This is a genomic window from Meiothermus sp. (assembly GCF_026004075.1).
Lineage (GTDB): Bacteria > Deinococcota > Deinococci > Deinococcales > Thermaceae > Meiothermus.
Genome location: NZ_BPIK01000001.1, coordinates 2,281,087 through 2,298,405 on the forward strand (window position 1 = coordinate 2,281,087; position 17,319 = coordinate 2,298,405).

17 protein-coding genes are annotated in these 17,319 nt (G+C 61.0%); 7 read left to right on the plus strand and 10 right to left on the minus strand.

Translation table 11 applies throughout. The features are described 5' to 3' along the window. Positions 1-49: 49 nt before the first annotated feature. The 7 genes from Q0X18_RS11040 to Q0X18_RS11070 all read right to left on the minus strand — a co-directional run bounded on the left by Q0X18_RS11040 (position 50) and on the right by Q0X18_RS11070 (position 7,377). Positions 50-1,963: a DUF4900 domain-containing protein gene (locus tag Q0X18_RS11040; RefSeq protein ID WP_297562302.1), complete on the minus strand. Its 1,914-nt coding sequence runs from the start codon at positions 1,961-1,963 to the stop codon at positions 50-52. Continuing rightward, positions 1,951-2,817, minus strand: a complete 867-nt coding sequence (locus tag Q0X18_RS11045; RefSeq protein ID WP_297562305.1) for a prepilin-type N-terminal cleavage/methylation domain-containing protein — start codon at positions 2,815-2,817, stop codon at positions 1,951-1,953. Before Q0X18_RS11045 ends, Q0X18_RS11040 begins: the two co-directional genes overlap by 13 nt. Before the next feature lie 11 nt (positions 2,818-2,828). Further along, a complete protein-coding gene (locus tag Q0X18_RS11050; protein ID WP_297562308.1) occupies positions 2,829-3,305 on the minus strand; it encodes a prepilin-type N-terminal cleavage/methylation domain-containing protein in 477 nt (158 codons plus the stop codon). After that, positions 3,302-3,760: a type II secretion system protein gene (locus tag Q0X18_RS11055; RefSeq protein ID WP_297562311.1), complete on the minus strand. Its 459-nt coding sequence runs from the start codon at positions 3,758-3,760 to the stop codon at positions 3,302-3,304. Before Q0X18_RS11055 ends, Q0X18_RS11050 begins: the two co-directional genes overlap by 4 nt. Before the next feature lie 223 nt (positions 3,761-3,983). Continuing rightward, positions 3,984-4,973: a sensor histidine kinase KdpD gene (locus tag Q0X18_RS11060; protein ID WP_297562314.1), complete on the minus strand. Its 990-nt coding sequence runs from the start codon at positions 4,971-4,973 to the stop codon at positions 3,984-3,986. A 56-nt stretch (positions 4,974-5,029) separates the two neighbouring features. Beyond that, the gene (locus Q0X18_RS11065) at positions 5,030-6,700 is read right to left on the minus strand and encodes a pilus assembly PilX N-terminal domain-containing protein (protein WP_297562318.1); all 1,671 of its coding nucleotides are present in this window, start codon (positions 6,698-6,700) and stop codon (positions 5,030-5,032) included. Continuing rightward, positions 6,700-7,377, minus strand: a complete 678-nt coding sequence (locus tag Q0X18_RS11070; RefSeq protein WP_297562322.1) for a type II secretion system protein J — start codon at positions 7,375-7,377, stop codon at positions 6,700-6,702. The genes Q0X18_RS11065 and Q0X18_RS11070 overlap by 1 nt, the downstream gene beginning before the upstream one ends. A gap of 194 nt (positions 7,378-7,571) precedes the next feature. Here Q0X18_RS11070 and Q0X18_RS11075 point away from each other — a divergent pair, with 194 nt between their 5' ends. Next, positions 7,572-8,378: an IS5 family transposase gene (locus Q0X18_RS11075; protein ID WP_119342530.1), complete on the plus strand. Its 807-nt coding sequence runs from the start codon at positions 7,572-7,574 to the stop codon at positions 8,376-8,378. Here Q0X18_RS11075 and Q0X18_RS11080 read toward each other — a convergent pair. Further along, entirely contained in the window at positions 8,375-8,476 is a 102-nt protein-coding gene (locus Q0X18_RS11080) for a type II secretion system protein (protein ID WP_297562325.1), read from the minus strand. The genes Q0X18_RS11075 and Q0X18_RS11080 overlap by 4 nt on opposite strands. A 345-nt stretch (positions 8,477-8,821) precedes the next feature. On the opposite strand from Q0X18_RS11080, the gene Q0X18_RS11085 reads away from it, so the two are divergent. The 5 genes from Q0X18_RS11085 (at position 8,822) to Q0X18_RS11105 (ending at position 14,215) form a co-directional block, all read left to right on the plus strand. After that, a complete protein-coding gene (locus tag Q0X18_RS11085) occupies positions 8,822-9,652 on the plus strand; it encodes a tRNA (adenine-N1)-methyltransferase (protein WP_297562329.1) in 831 nt (276 codons plus the stop codon). A 121-nt stretch (positions 9,653-9,773) separates the two neighbouring features. Next, positions 9,774-10,430 carry a response regulator transcription factor gene (locus Q0X18_RS11090; protein WP_297562332.1) on the plus strand — a complete coding sequence of 219 codons (657 nt, stop codon included), beginning with the start codon at positions 9,774-9,776 and terminating at the stop codon, positions 10,428-10,430. Positions 10,431-10,434: 4 nt separating this feature from the next. Further along, on the plus strand, positions 10,435-11,763 hold the full coding sequence (locus Q0X18_RS11095; protein ID WP_297562335.1) for a HAMP domain-containing sensor histidine kinase: 1,329 nt from the start codon (positions 10,435-10,437) through the stop codon (positions 11,761-11,763). Continuing rightward, positions 11,756-12,541, plus strand: coding sequence for a hypothetical protein (locus Q0X18_RS11100; RefSeq protein ID WP_297562338.1), 786 nt, complete (start codon positions 11,756-11,758; stop codon positions 12,539-12,541). The genes Q0X18_RS11095 and Q0X18_RS11100 overlap by 8 nt, the downstream gene beginning before the upstream one ends. A gap of 156 nt (positions 12,542-12,697) precedes the next feature. Beyond that, complete coding sequence (locus Q0X18_RS11105) at positions 12,698-14,215, plus strand: NFACT family protein (protein ID WP_297562341.1); 1,518 nt, start codon at positions 12,698-12,700, stop codon at positions 14,213-14,215. Between the two features lie 27 nt (positions 14,216-14,242). Here Q0X18_RS11105 and Q0X18_RS11110 read toward each other — a convergent pair whose 3' ends face one another. Next, entirely contained in the window at positions 14,243-15,478 is a 1,236-nt protein-coding gene (locus Q0X18_RS11110; RefSeq protein WP_297563076.1) for a potassium/proton antiporter, read from the minus strand. A gap of 99 nt (positions 15,479-15,577) precedes the next feature. Beyond that, positions 15,578-16,354, minus strand: coding sequence for a fumarylacetoacetate hydrolase family protein (locus tag Q0X18_RS11115; protein ID WP_297562342.1), 777 nt, complete (start codon positions 16,352-16,354; stop codon positions 15,578-15,580). 138 nt (positions 16,355-16,492) lie between these two features. Between Q0X18_RS11115 and Q0X18_RS11120 the strand changes: the two genes are divergently transcribed. Next, the gene (locus tag Q0X18_RS11120; RefSeq protein ID WP_297562345.1) at positions 16,493-17,284 is read left to right on the plus strand and encodes a PEGA domain-containing protein; all 792 of its coding nucleotides are present in this window, start codon (positions 16,493-16,495) and stop codon (positions 17,282-17,284) included. The last annotated feature ends 35 nt before the right edge of the window (positions 17,285-17,319 follow it).

Genomic DNA, 17,319 nt, shown 5'->3' on the forward strand with positions numbered 1-17,319 from the left:
CCACAGCCCCCCTGGCTTTTCAGGAAGCTGTGGAAGCGTGAAAGCCCGGTTAGTACACCTGCTCGCGCTGGCCAAAGCTGAGGGGGGTGGCCACGCTCACCTGCACCACCCCGGTGGTCGGGAAGAAGGGCGGCGCCCGGTCTTGCATGCGGGGGTCGTAGGTGAACTGGCGAGCATAGCCCTGAATCATCTGGCCTGTGGAGCTGTTGAACTGCCCGAAGGCCCCGTAGGTGTACTGGATAATCCCCCCCTGCAAGCGGATTGAACCGCGGGGAGAGATGCTGTTGTAGTTCTGCACCGCCACCTCGCCCCTCGAGGTCATCAGCACCCCATGAATGGTCAGATCCTGCAGGGAGCTGTTGGTGCCGTTGCCCAGTAGAATATCCCCATCCTGGCTGTATACCCCCAGGATATTGTCGGCGGAGAGGTTGTTGCAGGTAGCCCGCGTCACCGTGCTGCCGCTGCGGGTGGGCGTACCACTGCAGGCCGGGCTCTGGTACTTAAGGTCACCCTGGATTCGGATATTCTCACCGCTACCAGCGTTGGCTACGGTAATCTGCGCAAAACTGGCCAGTGCCGGAGGAGCGGTGTTGGGATTGCTAGCATCGGAGCGGGCCGGGCCGGTGAGGTTGTTGATGCTGCCGTCGGCAAAGATCATCCCGTTGAAACCCGTCCGCACCAGTACGCCGGGCCAGCTTCCGTTGTGGCGATAGAGCGCCCCGCTGGCGTCGTAGCGGTAAAGCTGGCGATCGCTGCCGGTACAGGCAGTGGTCCGGCAGACCTCGATGTACTGGTAGGGCGAGGTGGCCGGCGTACAAACCCCCGAGGCGTTGCAGGTAGGCCGCGTCCCACTGGCATCCCCTGCGTACAGGGTGATCCGTGCGACATCGAAGTTGAGGTATAACCCCCCGGCATTGGCCGCGTCGCGCTGGTTCTGGTTGTTGGCCGGCATGGGGATAAACGGCTCCTGCCAGTTCACCCTGGGATTGCCTTCAAAAACCGGGGCATGGGTAATGCCACCACTGGTCCAGGAAGGGGCATTGGGGTTGGTCATCTGGCCGGGCGATAGGAAAGTAGAACTTGTACCTGACCCAAAAAAAGCACCGGGACTGATGGAGCCACTGCAACGGCTGGCCCCAGCATCGGTGCAGCCTGCGCTGGTCACATAGCCACCAAACCAGGGGTTGAAGGAGAACCGGAAGCGCTCATTGGTGTGCACAGGCCCATCAAACAGGGTATTGCCGGTAAACCAGATCGAGCTATTGGCGCGGTTGCGGTGCCGGTTGGTAAACAGCGCGTAGCGGGCGAAGCTCCCGTTAGATAGCAAGAAACGATACTCACCCTGCACCATCACGTTCCGCTGGTAAGGGGTGCCAGGAGAAGCCGTGACCACCATCACGTAGGGCAGGGCATACCCCTGCACCTGGCGGGTAAGGGGCGTGGCCGGGTTGTTGTCGTCGTCTACCACATATCCGGAAGGAAGCTGGGCCGAGGAGGGAAAGGCCTGGCCGCAGGCCGGGGCGGTGGTAAAGTGCACGCGCACTTGTACCGTGGCACCTGAACCATCCGGCGCAAAGTTGCGGCCACAGATGGCGGTATTGAGGCTGGTCTGAAGGGTATTGGCCAGCAAAGCCAGCCGGGCCGCTACCGTGGAGGCGATGGGCTGGGTGGCGTTGCCTCCGTAGTACCAGATATCGCTGGTACTGATGCCGCCCAGGCTGGGGTTCCCCGAACGTACGATACCCTCGAGGCTGGCCCGCACCTCGTAGGACATCAGCGCGCTAGCAGCCACAGCCCCTCCCCGGGCCAGGTTGATGGCCTGGGCCATGGCCGTGTTATCCCGGCTGGTACGCAAGTCGTTGATGGAACGTGTGAACATTAAGGTGCTTACCACGCTCAACAGCAGAATAATGGTCAGGGCTACCACAATCGCGATGCCCTGGCGATCCCTCATGGGTTGCATATGCTCACCACCTTGGCCTGATAGTAGAGGTTGTTGATCATGTCCACCTGCCCGGTGTAGGTTCGCTCCACGTTGCGCCCGCGCAACGGCACCTGAACCCCTAGGGTGAACTGTAGCCGCCGCAGCGTAAACTCCGACCCACCGCTGGTGAAGTAGGGCTGTACCCGGCCGCTCACCAGATAGCCGCTGGGGTTGCGCTCTTCGCTAACCGAAGAATCGTTGCGCTGCTGATAGACGTAGTCGATGCGGAAACTACTCACATCGTAGGCCACATCGGTAGAAGCTGCATCGCCCAAAGCCTGGTAGACCAGCTTGCGGTTGGCTGCATCGTAGCTGTAGCCCAGCAGGCTAACCACCGAGGCCAGGGTCTGAGAGGTGGCGGTAACCGGCAGGTTGTTGCAGGTGGTGGTTAGAGTGTAGGTATTGACACCACTTAGCACAGGCAGCGCAGTGGTGCGGGTTAGCACCGCGTTATCGTTACCGTCTATAACTACCAGCCGACTGCCCACAGGAATCTCAGCGGCGATGGTGGGCGAGCTACTCACCAAAGTGAGACTGTTACCAGCCACCGCAGTAATGGTGTAACCGGCCCCCCCAGCCACCTGGGCAAAGGAAATACTGGTGGCGTTGCTGTTGAAGGGGGTGTGGGTCACGATGGCAAACGCCGCCGTGCGCAAATCCTGGCTCATCACTTCCAGCACCCGCCGGGCCTTGTTCTGGGCCGCGCTCACCGCCTCGTTGGATTGGTTGAGCTGTAGACCCTGGATGCTGGTATTAAAAGCCAGTGCCATCACGATCACCAGCACCAGCAGGGCCAGCAGCAATTCCAGGACTGTGAAACCTCGAGGGCGCAAAGTAACCTCCTTCAGTTGATACCGCTGTTAATCTCGGCTCCCACCCGTGCTGGGGAAGGGCCGATGATGCTCTGGTTGACACACTGTTCCCCCTCCGGACTGCGCCAGCAAACCTCAATGCGGTACTGGCTAATCTGCCAGTTGCTGCTGGCCCAGGAAGGGACTCCCTGGTTGGTTACGCTGGCACGATAGAGGGCCAGGTTGGCAAACTGCCGCTCGCTGGTAAGGCTGGGAAAGCCGCTGGTGGCGTTGGTTAACTGGCCATAACCCCAGGTGAGGCTCTCGCCCTCGTCAGGAACGGCCCGTTCATCGGCCTCGAGAATCTGCCGGCCCAAAAAAAGCCCCAGCTGATTGGCCTGTGCCCGGCCTCCCACAATGCTGGTCTGGCGCATATTGCCCACCAGCAAGGTGGTGAAAATGCCCAGTACAATGGCCAGCGCACCTGCAGCCACCACCACTTCAATAAGGGTCAGACCCCGGTTTCTCATTGCCGTCGCACCTCCCCAATCAGGGTTGCCGTCAGGGTAAAAGTCTGACCCGCCGCCGTTACGGTGAACTGGCGGTTGGCTGGAAAGCTGCTGGAAAAAATTACTTTTCCAGGGGAGGTAAAGGTAGCCAGTGTGCCGTTGTTTAGGCTACAGCTCACCCCATTCGGCAGGGTCACGCTCCGCAGTACGCTTCCATCCACCTGGGACTGCACCTGCAGGGTGTTGCCGCTGCGCACCAGCACAAAGTTGGTGCCGCCCCGGCTGGCTGCCGCCGTAGCCCCCTGCCAGAAAAGCTGGCGGATCTGATCCACCGTGGCCAACGCTTCTTGTCGCTGCCCGATATTACGTATCTGGGGGATGCCGATCCCGGCCGCTACCCCCAGAATAGCCATCACCACAATGAGCTCCAGCAGGGTAAAACCCCCAGACATTCTTATCTGCTTACTAGCTTGCAAACACCTCGCCATACCTCCTCGAGTTTGGGCAGTTCGTTTGAGTTCAAGTACCCCCAGATGGGGGTTGGTGCGTTACGTTAATAAGTCGTTAATGCAGCACGAAACTGCCATAAGCGAATCTTTATTCGCTCTGGATAGGGTTGCCCGCTTCTTTCCAAAGATACCCGCCACCCATGGTCAAATATCACACGCTGGTTTGTGCAGCATGCTGGCTGCAAGGAGCTTAAGCTAACCGGACGCGCAGCCGGGTTCCCTCTCCCGGCAAAGCCAGGCTTTCCAGCCGTCCGCCGTGCACCTCAGCCACCCGCCGGGCCACATACAGCCCCAACCCCGCACTGCCCGCCCGCACCCCACGCAGGCGCTGGCTGCGGAAAGGCTGGGTAAGGTTTTCCAGGTTGTCGGGCAATCCCGGGCCGTCGTCCTCGACCTCGAGCCAGCCATCCCCCGCTCGCAGCACCACCCGGCTTTGGGCATGGCGCAGGGCGTTCTCAACCAGGTTGGCCAGCGCCCGCTCGAGCAAGAGTCGCTCGGCACGAGCCTGCCCGGCTCCCTCAATTTCTAAGCGCAGACCGCGTTTTTGAGCCTGTTGGGCATAGCGCAGGCGAAAGTCTTCCAGAATCGAGCGCAGGTTGAGGTTTTCCGGCTGAATGCGCTGGGCCTCGAGGCGGCTGGCCGTGAGCAGGTTTTCCACCAGTAAATAGCTCCGACTCAGCTCATCCCGCATGCTTCTCAGCAGTTCTTTGCGTCGCTCTGGCCCGATCTTGTCGGCCTCCTCCAGGTACTCCAGCGCCCGCAGGCTGGCCAGCAAAGGAGTCTTGAGATCGTGGGTCAGGGCCGCGTAGGTGGCTTCGCGCGCCTCCAGCAACTCGCGCAGGTGATCCAATACCTCCTCGAAACCCTCGCGTAGCTGGGCTATCTCGGCGGGGGGTGGCTGCTTGGGCGAGGGAAGCGAAAGCTCGGCCAGGGTGCGGCCTGCACCTCGCAGGTAGTAGAGACTGCGGGTGAGTTCGTCCATAGGGCGCAGCAATATATTAGCTAGGAAATAACCCACACCGGCGGCAATCAGGGCCAGCACCAGCACCCAGATCAGCAAAAATAGCGAGGTTTCCAGCGACTGCCCTTGCAGCGAGGCCCAGAAGGTCAGGGCAATCACCAGGTTGGGAATAAAGGCCAGTAGACCAATCACCCAGGCCAGTTGGCGCTTGAGCGGCATAATTCCAGTCTACTGGCCCGCCCTGGCGATGGGTGGTTTCTAAAGCAGAACCCCTACTAGCGCCGTTCGTAGGACATCACCTTGAAGGAAGCGATAATAGTATCCTCGGGAATGCGGGCCGCCACCGGGATGTTACCCATGGTGGGGACGTAGGTTACTTCGGCTTGTTGACCCGCGTTACACTGGCTACCGCCTGCACTGGTGGTGCAAAACTCATTGGATACCACGGTGCCTAGTGTGCGCTGGCTTCGCTGGGTTCGGAAGCGATTACCAGCATAAAAAATACCCATGGCATAGTCGGTAAGTTGCTCGATATTGTTCTGCGCCAGCAACCCCAGCACCTGGTTGGGAAAGGTGGCCGAGCTGGCATCGGGCAACAAGTTACCCTGGATGTAGATGCTGCCGCCTTCCACAAATATGGAGGCATTGCGCTCGGTGGGGTCGGTGAAGTCGAAAGCCCGGTAGTTTACGGCATTGCTGAATCTCACGTTAATTCCGCTGGTGTGCAAAGTTCCATAAATCTCCAGCGTACCCGGATTGCCGCCTATGTAACGGAAACCGCCGGTCTTGCCATTTAGACTATAGCGGCAGTCCATACTGGTGCTTCCAAAACGCAGTTCACCCCCACTCAGCAGGTTGCCCAATACGCACGACAGCGGACTGGTTGGTATTGCGCCCGTAGGGAAAAGAACAGCACTGCCAGTAATACGAAGGCCTCCGGTAGCTGCCTCATCGCGCACACAGGCCGCCCAGGTCTTGCTGGGGTCACTGGTGCAGGGGGTAGTGTTGAACTCGGGGAAGCGGGGGGCCAGAGCCGGAGGAAGGTCGAAGGCGCCCCGGTCGTCGGTGCAGATACCTCGGTTATTAGCGCATACATCGGAGGTATTACCGTAAATGTCGTTTACTGAATCACCCACATAAGCACCCAGGAGCTTGTTGCTTGGAGTGCCATAGCTCGAGCTTCCGCTTACCTCTACCCGGCCATACTGCACCCGTAACGTCGCACATAGGTTGGAGAGGCTGCGCATGTCGCTGTTAAGACGGTTGCTCAACACCGCATTGGAGCTATAGTTGTACTCGTTGAGCATGGCAAAATTGCCGGTAGAGCCAATTACCTCTTTGTCGGGATTTCCTGGGTCGCCCTGCACATACAGCCCACCCCGAACGGTGGCCCCACCGTTCAAGTGCTTGTTGGCAGCCCCGCGTCCGCTAAAGATGGCATAGTTCCAGGGGCCGGTGTTAGAAAGGTCGAAAGTGGCCTGGGCAATGGCCTGGGAGCCGCTGTAGCGGCCCACCGAACGCACCAGCATGAAGCGTGGGCGGGTGGGGTCTTGAGCTACCGTAATGGTGTAGGTGCCGGTACCCGTACCCATCGGAACAGTTCCGGTGCGGGTAGTGGGCAGGGTTTCGTTGCTTTCAATGGTTCCGTTGCGGTTCCAGTCCACACCGCCCGCCAGCACATTGCCGCATTCACTGCGGGTAGGGGTGCGGCTTCCAGCCGTGCGATCGATCGTCTGGTAAAGCTGCCAGCGGTAGGCCTGGAAAAGAAGGGTCTTCCATTGCTGCAGGCCGGTCTCGGCCACGTAATAGGCTTCGGTTGCCCCGCGCTCGTTGCGGGCGCTCCACTGGCTGATCATGGTGGTAACCGAGGTAGCAAAGGCCAGCAGCGCAATTGCTACCAGGATAGCCAGCGTAACAACTAGAGCAATTCCTCGGGGTTGTCTCATCACAGCACCTCGTCGGTTTTCAGGTTGCGAATCGGCACCCGCTGGGCGATGGTGTAGGTGTAGGTTCCCTGGGGCGAAGTTGCCGTAATGGTGACCAGCGCAGCCCGCACAAACCGTTCGGTGGGATTGGTCACCACCGTGCATCCGCTGGGCAAGCCCACCTCGGTAGCTGCAGAGTCGCCGCAGACATAGCGAATGCTGAGCTGGGTGATGTTGGGAGCGAACTCGCGGTAGCTACTGGCAGCTATCAGGCCGGTAGGAGCCTGACTGCAAGGCACGTCGGCCCGTAGAAGCGTGGTTCCATCGAAGGTATAACCCACCGAGCGGCACTCCTGTCCGTTGGGGTAAAGGCTGGTGTGGTAGCGGGTAACGAAGGTATCGCGCTCGCTGTGGTCGGTGCCGGAAAGACAGGGGGTTCCGGGCGCACAGGAGACCCAGTTGGCTTCATCGAAGCGCACCTCGTTGTTACGGACGTAGCGGCTCGAGCCCGCCAGAATCAAGTCCTGGCTAACCATCTGTAACACCAGACGGGCCCGGTCTTGCACTTCGTTGCGCTCCTGAATGATGCGGGTATCCTGCGACTGGCTGGCCAGGAAACGCGTAGCGATGGTCAAAACTCCGGTGAAAATAGCCAGAACCACCAGCAGCTCGAGGATTGTAAAACCATAGGTGCGCATATCAAGCTCCTAGTTGGGCCTGGGGCAGGGCTCGAGGCTACCCACCCCGATAGCAGCCGTACGGGAAGCAAAGCTGTCGTAGCATGAAACTTTTGTCGCCAGGTTGATGGTGATGCCCTGGCTGGTAGCCGACGATTGGATTAGAATCTACAAACCACCTTACCCAAATCAGGCACTGCAGTTATGTTTAGAGCATGAACCGCCGTGCTTACCCATCGGACGTCCGTGATGAGGAATGGGCTCTGGTGCTGCCCTATTTGACCCTCGCCCCGCTGGAAGCACCCCAGCGCAAGTACGACCTGCGCGAAGTGTTCAACGCCCTGCGCTGGATGGTTCGAACCGGTGCTCAGTGGGACTACCTGCCCCACGACTTCCCACCCCCCCATATCGTTCAGGCGCAAGCCTACCGCTGGATGAACCGGGGGGTCTTCGAAGACCTGGTACACGACCTGCGCATGACCCTGCGAATGCTCCAGGGCAAAGCCGCCCATCCCAGCGCTGCCATCTACGATGCTCGCACCCTACAGTCCACCCCGCAAAGTGGGGAGCGGGCCGGATACGATGGGTACAAACGACGCAAGGGAAGCAAAGTTCACCTGGCGGTAGATACCCTGGGGCATCTGCTGGCCCTGGTAGTAACGGCGGCCAGTGAACAGGAACGGGCCCAGGTGGGAGCCCTCAGTCAACAGGTGCAGGAAGTGACGGGGGAGCAGGTGGAAGTGGCCTTTGTGGATCAGGGTTACACTGGGGAGGAAGCGGCACAAGCGGCAGAGGCGGAAGGCATCGCCCTGTGTGTGGTCAAGGTGGAAGGGGCCAAACGAGGATTCGTGCTGCTGCCGAAGCGTTGGGTGGTGGAACGTTCGTTTGCCTGGACATCCCGGTTTCGCAGGCTGGCGCGAGACTATGAGCGGCTGGCTGAGACCTTGCGAGGTTGGCACTGGTTGGCTTTTTCGATTCTGATGACAGCGAAAACTGTGGAGCTTTTACGAACAGCTAGTTAGCAGGCTCTAAACCATCCACCCCCCAGCGCAATCAGAATACCAAGGATGGTGATGACAATGATCAGCTCGATTACGCTCATTCCGTGTGCGCGCTTCACAGACCCCCCCCACCCAGCACCCTTGGCACCTTAAGGTCATCCTGAGCGTTCAGCCACCCCATATCTACGGACAACCTACTGCCTTAGCCGGACTTCCTAAGTGATATATAACCCAAAAATGTGTGTTGGGGACGAGAAAAAAGTCATTTTTGATTAATGGCAGATTGGCGTAAGAAAGGGTAAGTTTGGGTCTTGAGTGACCAATAAATTAACATCCACTCCCCCCAATCGGGGGGCCAGGGCAGCTCCGCTCCAAGGTGGGCAAATCTCTTCTAGCAAATCCTTCTTCACATGGGAAGCTGAGTCACTACCACCCACCACCGCCCAACCGCTACGCTAGACCCCATGACCTATGGCGACTGGGTTCTGCTGCAGGACCGGCGGGGCCGGATGTATCTGTTTCGTCTGCAAGAAGGCGGTATGTTCAATTACCATCGGGGTTCCATCCGCCATGAGGCCATCGTCCAGGCCGGGGTCGGGCAGTTCATTGCCACCCCCCAAGGCGAGCGCCTCAGCATCCACCGCCCCACCCTGGAAGACTATGTGCTCCAGATGCCCCGCGAAGCCACCCCCACCTACCCCAAGGATGCTGCCACCATCTGCTTTCTGCTCGACCTGGCCCCGGGTATGCAGGTGCTGGAAGCGGGTTCAGGCTCGGGTGGTCTGACGCTGTATCTGGCGCGGGCAGTGGGGCCTACGGGCCAGGTCTGGAGCTACGAGGCCCGTCCCCGGCACCTAGAACGAGCCAGACGCAACCTGAGCCAATTTGAGGATTGGGGCAATGTAAGCTGGGTGGAAGCCGACGTGTCTCAAGCCGAATTGCCGCCCAATTTCTTCGATGGCATTGCGCTGGACCTGATGGAACCCTGGACGGTGCTCCCCACCCTCACCCCTGCCCTTAAGCCAGACCGCTTCCTGGTCTGCTACCTGCCCAACCTGACCCAGGTAATTACGCTGCTCGAACAGCTCAAAACCCTGCAACTCCCGTTTTTGCACGAGCGCACCCTGGAGGTGCAGCACCGGGAGTGGGATGTGCGACCCCCCATCGCCCACCCCAGGTTTCAGCAGGTGGGGCATACGGCATTTTTGGTGCAGCTCAGGCGGGTTGGGCAAGCCCGGAAAAACACATCGGGGGAGGCCACCGTCTTACAGCCAAACCGTAAAGTCGATCCATAATGCGCCTCCAGGGTAGGCCCTGCACGCACCATTTACCATCCGTCTGTTCAACAACGACTCGAGTTTGGGAAAAAATGAACACCCCGCCCCCCAACAAGCGATAGAATCTGGTGAATCAGCTATGCGCATTTTACTGGTCGAGGACAGTACAGATCTGGCAGGGCCGCTGGTGGCCCTGCTGCGGCGGGAGCGATACGAGGTGGAATGGGCCGACAGTATGGCCCAGGCCCAAAAGCTGATAGACGAACTCGAGCCCGACCTGATAGCCCTGGACGTGATGTTGCCGGAAGGGGACGATGCCGGTTTTCGTCTGGCCAAACAACTCCGCCGGGAAGGGTTTGGGGGGGCTATCCTGTTTCTGACCGCACGCGATACCGTAGAGGATCGGGTGCTAGGGCTGGATTTAGGCGGAGACGATTACCTGGTGAAGCCTTTTTCCCTCGAGGAGTTTTTGGCGCGGATCCGGGCGCTGCTGCGGCGAGGCGGTACCGTGCGCCAGAACATCCTCGAGCGTGGCCCCCTGCGGGTAGAGTTTGATAGCCGTAAGGTGTATTGGAACCAGCGGCCGGTTTCGCTTTCGGACAAAGAGTTTGCTCTGCTCGAGCGCCTGGCTATGTACCCCGAGCGGATTTTCGGGGTGGATGAGTTGCTCAGTAAGGTATTCCCCAACACCGAGTCGGGCCACCGGATTCTGCGGGTCTATGTACATCGCCTGAGGGAGAAGCTGGGGGAGAATGTAATTGTCACCCTACCAGGGGGATATACCTTGGGGGTCTAATCGGATGGGAGTGCTGCCGCGCAAAACCGCTGGAGCCCTGCCCGTTTCGTTATCCGGGCCCAAAGGGCGGTGGCTGGGCGGGTTTCGCAATCGCTTGCTGCTGAGCCTATCAGCTGTGGTGGTGCTAACGGCGTTGTTGGTAGGGGCGCTGGGTTTCGTGCAATTTCAGAGCACCCTAAGCCGGGAAACCCGGCAGGTTCTCGATTCTGTAATCAACGCGGTAGAGCAGGCTTTGCTGGTTACTCCTGAGCGGGTCGTGCTCAGCCCGGATCGCCTACCGCGGCTGGCTCAGTTGAGCAGTAGCCGATTCCGGGTGATACGGGCCGAGCAGGTGTTTTTGGAAATTGGCGGTCGCTACCCTGCCGAGGCTGAGGGCTGGTTCAAAACCGAGCGGTTGCTGGAACATGGGTTCGTACTGCAAGCCGCGCTCGAGACCCGCAGCCAGCGCGAAGCCTTGCGAGCCTTCTGGCACACCGAACTCCTGGCCCTGCCCATCTCGCTGCTGCTGGCTCTGGTTGTAGCCTACCTGCTTTTTGGCTACCTGATGCACCCAGTACGGCACCTGACCGAAGCCACCCACGCCATTGCTCAGCAGCGCTTCCCCAAACCAATTCCAGTACCCCCCGGCCAGGATGAGCTCTCCAACCTGGCCGAGAGCTTCAACCGCATGGCCCAGGCAGTGGAGGGGTTTTTGGAGCGTGAGCGCAATTTTTCACGCTATGCCTCGCACGAGCTACGCACCCCTTTAGCGGCTTTGCGGGCGCAAATTGAAGCCCTAGAGCAGGGGTTGCTCACACCCCAGGAATCGCTACCGGCCATCAAGAGGAGTCTGGAGCGCTTGGAGCGCTTGCTAGCAGCCCTGACGGCCTTAACCCACAGTCCCCGCAAAGACCCCGAGCCAGTGGAGGTGGGATTAACGTTACGCTTGGTGGTGCAAAACCTGAGCACAGAAGAGCAGCGGCGTATTACCCTAGAGGGTGACCTGGGGGCTCGAGTGCTGGGCTATGAAGAACTGCTGCAGCAGGCCTTAAGCAACCTGGTGAGCAATGCCCTCAAATTCAGCCAGGGGCGTGTGGAGGTCGAGGTGAAGCAGGGAACGGTGGTTCAAATCCACATTCGTGACCGGGGGCCCGGGGTGCCCGAGGAAGATTTGCCCCGCCTGGGTAACCCCTTTCTGCGCATGCAGCCCAGGGTAGAGGGAATGGGGCTGGGGCTGGCTTTGGTTCGACACATTGCCTCTGTGATGGGAGGTAGGCTCGAGTTTTGCAATCGCCCTGGGGGTGGCCTCGAGGCTACCCTGAGCCTGCCCAGACTCGAGGTAAGCCATGCTTAGTATCCGCAGCGCACTCTTACTATGGATTGCCCTTGCCTTGGCCATGCCCTCCGGCTTGGCTGCCCAGGTCAATGCCAGCAGTCAACCCGACCTTGTGCCCGATACTCAAGTTATTGTTCAGCGTGGCGGCGGCAACGGGAATGGCAATGGCAAGGGAAATGGTAACAGTGGCGGTAATAACGGTAACGCTGGTGGAAACGGTAACGCTGGTGGAAACGGTAACACCGGGGGCAGCAACGCCGCCGGGAACGGTAACAGCAACGCGGCTGGGAACAGCCCGAACCCCAGTTCCAACCCCTCGAGCACCCGCCAACCCCGCAGCTACATGGGCCAGGTAACGATCAGTGCTGGCGGCCTGGTTATTTCGGGGAGCGTGCGCATCCAGAGCAATTCGCCCTGGTTGAGCCTGGCCGTGCCGGGCATGTGGCTCGAGGCCACCGGTGTCTGGGAAGACGATGTGTTTGTGGCTACCGATGTCAAGCTGCACAGCCCCGTACCCTGGGCTTTTTACCAGGGGCCAGGCAGCCTGGTGGGGGCCAGTCAGTACCAGTTTGTGAGCGCATGGCTTACCAATAACCGCAACGACCCTTTCCTGGCGCTTCGGGCTGCCGACGAGCAGTCCCAGGTTCGGGTGGTGGCCTATTTCGATGGAAACAAGTTTCGGGCGCTTCCGAGTAGTTTTCCAGTACCCCCTGGGCTCAAACCTGGTTGGTACGAGTTGATAGGTACTGCGGGCCCCCAAGGGCTGGTCTGGTCTTCGAGCAAAACCTTCCCGTAGAACCGCAAAAGAAACTATCAAGTACGCCAAGGGTATAGTTGCAAACCGCACCTGAAAAATCCGCCGAATACCTTTTGGGATCTTACCCGGGCATTTTCTGAATAACCGGGCCGCTCGAGGCTTCACCAAAGGCCTATACTTGGCCGGGAGGCTCGGATGGAAGGTTTGCAGATACACACAGTGGTGCGCACGCTGGCCCCCCAGCTACCCCGGCGCAGCCTGGGCTGGGCGTTCCCCGACGAGGGCACCGCTGCCCTGCTTCTGGAAGGGCTGGGCAATCTATTGTTGCGCTACCGCCCACCCCATCCCCTTCTGGCACTGGAGGCCGATCGTGTGGCGGGCGAGGCCAAAACCCCTTTTCAGCGCCTCCTCGAGGCCCGCTGCAAAGGGCGCTTGCTAAAAATTGAACAGCTCAAGCTCGACCGGGTGGTGTTTTTGGAGTTCGAAGGGGAAAAGGGCTTTGTGGACACCGCCCCCACCCGGCTGGTCTTCGAGCTCACGGGCCGCAACGCCAACCTGATGGTTTTGGATCTCGAGGGCCGGATTATCGGCATAGACCGCCCGGTTACGCCCGCCATCAACCGCTACCGCGAACTGCGGAGCGGGCTTTTTTATACCCCGCCCCCGCCCTACCAGAAGCTCGACCCCCGCACCCTGCAGGAAGACGAACTGAAACCCTTTGTGGGCCAGCCCCTCGCGCAGCTCATCAAAAACCTGGACGGGATGGGCCAGGCCCTGGGGGCCGAGCTCTGCCGCCGCGCACACCTGAGCCCGGAAACCCCGCTCGAGCCCGCGCACCTGCCACTTATCCACAGGGTTATCCACAGCCTGGTCGAGCAACCCAGCCTGCAAACCACCACTCCCGACCTCCAGGCCGCCTGGGCGCAGGAAGAAGCTGAAGCCCTGCGCAAACCCCTGCGCGAGGCCCTTGAGCGGCAGATGCGAACCCTGCAGGCCCGCCTGGGGGATGCCCACAACGCCCTGGAGCGCCTGGAGGAGGCCCAGCGCCTGCGGAACTGGGGCGACTTGCTGATGGCCTACGGCCACCAGCTTCAGCCGGGGCCAAAGGCCACGCTGGAGGATTTTTCCGGCCAGATGGTGGAAATTCCCCTGGAAGCCGGGCTCTCCCCCATTCAAAACGCCAGCCGCTTCTATGCCCGGGCCAAGCGCCTCGAGGCCAACGCCGAGCGGGCTCTGGAGCAGATACCGGCCCTGGAGGCCCAGATCGCCGGGCTCGAGCAGGAGCTGGCCCAGCTCGAGCAGCGCTCCCGCCAGGAGTTGCAGGCCCTGGGCCGCAAAACCCGCGAGAAAGGCCCCCAGGTGGGTCTGCGCCTCACCAGCCCCAGCGGCTTCGAGGTCTGGGTGGGGCGCAACAGCAAGGAAAACGACCTCCTGACCCGCATGGCCCACTCCGAAGACCTCTGGTTCCACGCCCAGGGCCTCCCCGGTTCGCACGTGATCCTGCGCACCCAGGGCCGCAGTGCACCCCTGCCCGACCTGCTCTACGCCGCACAGCTCGCCGCCCACCACTCCAAGGCCCGGGGCGAGAAAAACGTACCGGTGGACTATACCGCCAAAAAACACGTCTGGCGGCCCCGCAAAGCGGCCCCCGGCCAGGTGCTGTATACCCAGGGCAGGACGCTCTTCGTGGATGCCGAGCTGCCTGCGGGTTGAGGGGGTTGTACACAGTACCCCCATGGGCTACCGGCTACCCACCGCTTCAGAAGGCGGTGAGGCCGCTGCTTCATCCTCGGCGCGCACCCGCAGCCCACGGGCCACCAGGGGCAGGGTGGTACCCTGTACCAGCACCGAAAACAGCACCACGAAGAAGGTGACATTGAATATCTTTTGCGCCGATTCGACCCCGGCCAGCAAAGGAAAGGTGGCCAGCACGATGGGAATGGCCCCCCGCAAACCCACCCAGGCAACAAAGACTTTTTCGTTGAGGGCAAAGCGGCGATTGGGCAGGCTCAGGAAAACCGCCACAGGCCGGGCCACCAGCATCAGAAAGAGCGCCAGCAGAATGGCCCCTACCGCCACCGAGGGAAGCTGTGAGGGAAAGACCAGCAGGCCCAGGGTGAGGAACATCCCAATCTCCATCAGCCAGGTGTTGCCCTCATGAAAGGCCAGCAGCGCCGTCTTGCGGGGAAAGTCGCTGTTGCCCACCACCACCCCCGCCACATAAGCCGCCAAAAAGCCACTGCCGCCCAGCACGGCAGTGAGCGAAAACACCAGAAGCATCAGCGTGACCGACAGAACTGCATACAGCCCATCGAAGCTGAGCCGGATGTTTTGCAAAATCCAGGCCACCGCCCGCCCCAGGCTGTAACCCAGCAGAAGGCCCAACAGCATCTGCTGGACGAACATGGGCAGAATCTGCCAGGCGCTCATCTCGGGGCGGGTCAGAAGGGCGGTCAGGCCAATGGTCAGAAACACCGCCATGGGGTCGTTGGTGCCCGACTCGAACTCGAGCAGAGGCCGCAGGTGCTTGCGCAGGCGCACAGCCCGCTCGCGCAGCACCCCAAACACCGCGCTGGCATCGGTGCTGGAAACAATCGCACCGAGCAGGAGGGCCTCGAGCCAATCCAGGTCTAGCACCCAATGGGCGAACATGCCCGTTAGGAGCATGGTGAAGAACACACCCAAAGTAGCCAGGGACAGACCAGCCCCCAGCACCGGACGTACCGCATTCCAGCGGGTAAAGAGCCCACCCGAATAGAGGATGAAGACAAGGGCCACCGTGCCGATGAGTTGGGCCACGTAGTAGTTATCGAACCAGATACCCCCCGGCCCATCGCTGCCAGCCAGCATCCCTATGAGCAAAAACAAGAGCAGCCCTGGCACCCCCAGCCGCCCACCCAGCTTGGTGGCCAGCACGCTGAGAAGCAGCAGGATGCTGGCGATCAGCAGAAGGGTCTCCGGTCTCGGCAAATACACCTCCCCCGTCTCCCGGCAAAACTGCCGGGCAACATAGCGCTCTGGTGCGCGAAGCACCCTAGGCCCAGTATGCTGCCAAATCGGGCCTAAAGCAGGGGTTTAGTTCCCAATTCGCGTATGCAGGTCGCCGATGCCCTCGATGGCTACCTCCACGTGGTCGCCGGGCTTGAGCTCGCCCACCCCTTCGGGGGTGCCGGTCAGTACCACATCGCCGGGCTCGAGGGTCATAAAGCTGCTGATGTAGGAGAGAATTTTAGCCACCGGGAAGATCATCAGGCTGGTGTGGGCCTCCTGGCGCAGCTCGCCGTTGACGTAGGTGCGCAAGGTGGTGTTCTGGGGATCGAGCGAGGTCACCAGCCAGGGCCCCAGGGGGCAGAACTTGTCGGCGGACTTGGCCCGTACCCACTGCAGGTCGGTTTTTTGCTTGTCGCGGGCGGTGACGTCCAGGGCGCAGGTATAGCCCAGCACGTGCTCGAGGGCCTCGCTCTCGGGCACGTTTTTCATGCGACTTTCAATCACCACCGCCAGCTCCCCTTCGTAGTGCAGCAGGTTGGTGAAGCTGGGGTAGGGCACCACATCGCCCGAGCGCTCGGGGCGGGCCGGGTTGGCCGGGTGGGCCAGGGTGTTGGGGCCTTTCAGGAACAGACCCGGCTCCTTGGGCAGATCCCCGCCGAAGTCGTGGCCCATCTCGCGGATGTGGTCGAGGTAATTGCGCCCCACGCAGACAATCTTGGTAGGGGCGGCCGGGGCCAGCAGGGTCACGCCCCCCAGGTCAAAATGACGGCCCGTGGGGTTGCCCGCCGGGCCGTCGGTTTCGTGAATGGTCTCGCCTTCCAGTATCCCCCATTGACCCGCATCGAACCGTACAATCTTCATAGTGGCTCAAGTATACCGTTGTCCGAGGCTCCTGCCCTGGGACGTTTGACTTACTCCACCGGCGTTACAAAAAATCTGCACTGCAAAGTGTTAGAGTCTACAGCAGGCAACCTCGAGGTCGTTGCGAAAGGAGCTGGCATGAACGCACTCTTACTCTGGATTCTGGGCATTCTGGGCGTGCTTATTTTGCTTTGGGGCCTCACCCGCCTATCGCGCGGTGGGCTGGCCTGGATGGGCTTTGGTTTGATGCTGGGCTTGGCCGGGCTGGGCGGAGCCTGGCTGCACCAGCAGTACGGCACCGCGGTGTTCTGGGGCCTGGGGGTGCTGGGAGTGCTGTTGCTGGTCTGGGCCCTGCTCAACCTCAGAAGTCGCCTGGCGGGCTGGATCACCGCCCTGGCGGTGCTGCTGGCCCTCACCGGCTTTGGCAGCATCGTGCTGCTGAATAGCAGCAGCCCCAACCTGCTCACCTCGGGCACCATCCCCAACCCGCTCGACAACCTCCAGACAAGCCCCACCGCACCCGACAGCTCCACGCCCACCCCACCGGCCGAAACCGCCCCCGAACCAACCCCCACCCCGCCCGAGCCCAGTCCCCTGCCCACGCCGGAACCCGCCCCTACCCCATCTTCACCTACCCCGGAGCCGCTACCCCCAACATCTAGCCCCACCCCGCCCGCTGCTACGGGCAGTCTGCGCGAGGTGGAGCCGGCCTGCCCCTGTCTCCTCAATGTGCAGGTGAAAGCACCCAACCCCACGGTGCGCATTCTGCAGGGCACCACCGAGGTAGCCAGCAGTCGGCAGGAGCGCTCGAGCTTCCTGCTCGAGGCCGGCGACTACACCCTGCAGGTCGAGGCCCCCGGCTACCGGACGTTTAGCGCACTGATCAACGTACCTAACAACAAAAACCTCGAGATCGAGCTGGCGCAGTAAGGATTTGCTTGCACGTTACACTACACCCCGGTATG